We start from the raw sequence: 2,627 nt of genomic DNA on the forward strand, positions 1-2,627 counted from the left end.
GAACAGGGCATCGCCGCCCTGTTCATGGGCGAGGACGAGGAGATGCTGGCGGCCGATCTCGTCCACCGTTTCCCGCGCGCCCGCATCAGCCGGGATCAGGCGCGTCTCGCGCCGCTGCTCGAAGCCGTGCGCGCCCGGGCGGCGGAACCCCACGCGGGCGGTGCCCTCGCCCTCGACCTGCGGGGCACGGCGTTCGAGATTTCGGTCTGGCAGGCGCTGCGGGCGATCCCCGTCGGCGAGACCCGGACCTATGGCGCCCTTGCCGCCGCCATCGGCAAGCCCGGGGCGGCGCGGGCGGTCGGCCGGGCCTGCGGGGCGAATCCCGTTTCGATCCTGGTGCCCTGCCACCGGGCGGTGGGCGCCGACGGCTCGCTCACCGGCTATCGCTGGGGCACGGCGAGGAAGCGCAAACTGCTGGAAATCGAGCGCGACGCCGGCGCCTGAGGCCGATTTCCCCCCGAGTGGTTCCTTTTGGCAATATCCGCCCGTCCGGTCTTTTGCTACGCAGCAGACAGTGCTTGTTTGCCATGGTGCCTTTTGTAATAGTGCGCGCCTAACAAAGGGTCTGGTGGGGTTGGCGGAGGATTCCGGCGGCCACGCCTGGCAAACAAGAAATCGGAAACTTCGGATCTGCACTCGGCGCTGATTTTTGGGTTGCGCCTTCAATCGGACCGCCGGGGAGCTCGGGAATAGACCTATGTCCATGGACATCACCGAACATCGGAAGACCTACTCGCTGTTCATGAGCCTGACCAAGTGGTCGATCATCAGCATGATCGTCCTTCTGGTGCTCATGGCGATCTTCCTGGTTTGATTCCGAACGGGCGTGGACCGGCTGATCAGGCTCCGGTGCCGCGCCCCTTCATCTTTTCATAAATGCTCAAGTCTGGGGGCCAGATGAGGATTGCCATTCCCAAGGAAAGGCGGCCGAACGAGAAGCGCGTCGCTGCTTCTCCTGAATCCGTCAAGAAGCTGACCGCGCTCGGTGCCGAGATCGTGATCGAGACCGGAGCCGGTCTCGCGTCCGCGATCACCGATGCGGCGTTCGAAGCCGCCGGCGCCAAGATCGCGCCGGATGCCGCCTCGACCATCGCCGGCGCCGACGTCGTCTTCCACATTCAGCGTCCGATGCCGGACGAGCTGCCGCACTTCAAGCGCGGCGCCGTGCTGATCGCCGGTCTCAACCCCTATGCCGATCGCGACAGCGTGAAGGCCTATGCCGATGCCGGCATCGACGCCTTCGCCATGGAATTCGTGCCGCGCATCACGCGCGCGCAGTCGATGGACATCCTGTCGTCCCAGGCCAACCTCGCGGGTTACCGCGCGGTGATCGAGGCGGCGGCGGAATATTCCCGCGCCATCCCGATGATGATGACCGCGGCGGGCACCGTCGCGCCGGCCCGCGCCCTCATCATGGGTGTCGGCGTCGCCGGTCTGCAGGCCATCGCGACGGCGAAACGCCTCGGCGCCATCGTCTCGGCGACCGACGTGCGCCCGGCGACCAAGGAACAGGTCGAATCCCTCGGCGGCACCTTCGTCGCCGTGATGGACGACGAGTTCAAGAACGCCCAGACCGCCGGCGGTTACGCCAAGGAAATGTCCAAGGAATATCAGGCCAAGCAGGCGGCCCTGATCGCGGACACCATCAAGAAGCAGGACATGGTCATCACCACCGCCCTGATCCCGGGCCGGCCCGCGCCGGTCCTGGTGACGCCGGAGATGGTCGCGACCATGAAGCCGGGTTCGGTCATCGTCGACCTCGCGGTCGAGCAGGGTGGCAACTGCCCGCTGTCGAAGCCGGGCGAGGTCGTCGTGACCGACAACGGCGTGAAGATCGTCGGCATCCTGAACCTGCCGAGCCGGATCTGCGTCGATGCCTCGCAGCTCTTCGCCAAGAACCTGCTGAATTTCATCACCCCGCTGGTCTCCAAGGAGACCAAGCAGCTCGCCATCGACTGGGAAGACGAGATCATCAAGGCCTCCATCCTGACCAAGGGTGGCGCCGTGGTGCATCCGGCCTTCGTCGCGGCCTGAGAGAAGAGGTGACCTGATGGATCATTTCATTTCCCTGCTCTCGATCTTCGTTCTGGCCGTCTTCGTCGGCTATTACGTCGTCTGGAGCGTGACGCCCGCCCTGCACACCCCGCTGATGGCCGTCACCAACGCCATTTCCTCGGTCATCATCGTCGGCGCGCTGATCGCGGTCGCGGTGCCGGCCATGGGGTCGGCCTCCTGGGCTTCGAAGATCTTCGGCTTCATCGCCGTCGTCTTCGCTTCCGTCAATATCTTTGGCGGGTTCATGGTCACGAGCCGAATGCTCGCCATGTACAAGAAAAAAGAAAAGAAGTGAGGAGCAGACGTCGATGAACGCCAATCTCGCTTCACTCCTGTATCTCGTCTCCGGGGTACTGTTCATTCTCGCGCTGCGGGGCCTGTCGTCGCCCGCCACCTCGCGCTCGGGTAACCGTTACGGCATGATCGGCATGACCATCGCGGTCGTGACCACCCTGCTGTCCCATCAGGTGCTGCCGAACATCGACCCGCTGACGGTCGGCATGATCGTGCTCGCCCTCGCCATCGGTGGCGGCATCGGCGCGGTGATCGCCAAGCGCGTCGCCATGACCTCG

General features: G+C 64.9%; 4 protein-coding genes and 1 pseudogene. All 5 read left to right on the forward strand.

Annotated features, from left to right (window positions below; all coding sequences use genetic code 11):
* Positions 1–444, forward strand: a 444-nt coding sequence (locus WC493_RS23385; RefSeq protein WP_373069081.1) for a methylated-DNA--[protein]-cysteine S-methyltransferase, incomplete at its 5' end; no start/stop codon positions are given.
* A 253-nt stretch (positions 445–697) separates the two neighbouring features.
* Positions 698–814 carry an aa3-type cytochrome c oxidase subunit IV gene (locus WC493_RS23390; RefSeq protein ID WP_109907104.1) on the forward strand — a complete coding sequence of 39 codons (117 nt, stop codon included), beginning with the start codon at positions 698–700 and terminating at the stop codon, positions 812–814.
* An 83-nt stretch (positions 815–897) separates the two neighbouring features.
* Positions 898–2,034, forward strand: a complete 1,137-nt coding sequence (locus WC493_RS23395; protein ID WP_373069084.1) for a Re/Si-specific NAD(P)(+) transhydrogenase subunit alpha — start codon at positions 898–900, stop codon at positions 2,032–2,034.
* Between the two features lie 34 nt (positions 2,035–2,068).
* Positions 2,069–2,350: pseudogene (locus WC493_RS23400) on the forward strand (proton-translocating transhydrogenase family protein); the annotation flags it as partial.
* A 13-nt stretch (positions 2,351–2,363) separates the two neighbouring features.
* Positions 2,364–2,627: NAD(P)(+) transhydrogenase (Re/Si-specific) subunit beta (locus WC493_RS23405; RefSeq protein ID WP_373069086.1), on the forward strand; the 264-nt coding region annotated here is incomplete at its 3' end.

It is taken from the genome of Zavarzinia sp. (assembly GCF_041650655.1).
Taxonomy (GTDB): domain Bacteria; phylum Pseudomonadota; class Alphaproteobacteria; order Zavarziniales; family Zavarziniaceae; genus Zavarzinia.

Excerpts from the sequence above, each read along its gene's own strand:
- WC493_RS23395 (WP_373069084.1), top strand. The coding sequence starts at position 898 with ATGAGGATTGCCATTCCCAAGGAAAGGCGGCCGAACGAGAAGCGCGTC.
- WC493_RS23390 (WP_109907104.1), top strand. The coding sequence starts at position 698 with ATGTCCATGGACATCACCGAACATCGGAAGACCTACTCGCTGTTCATG.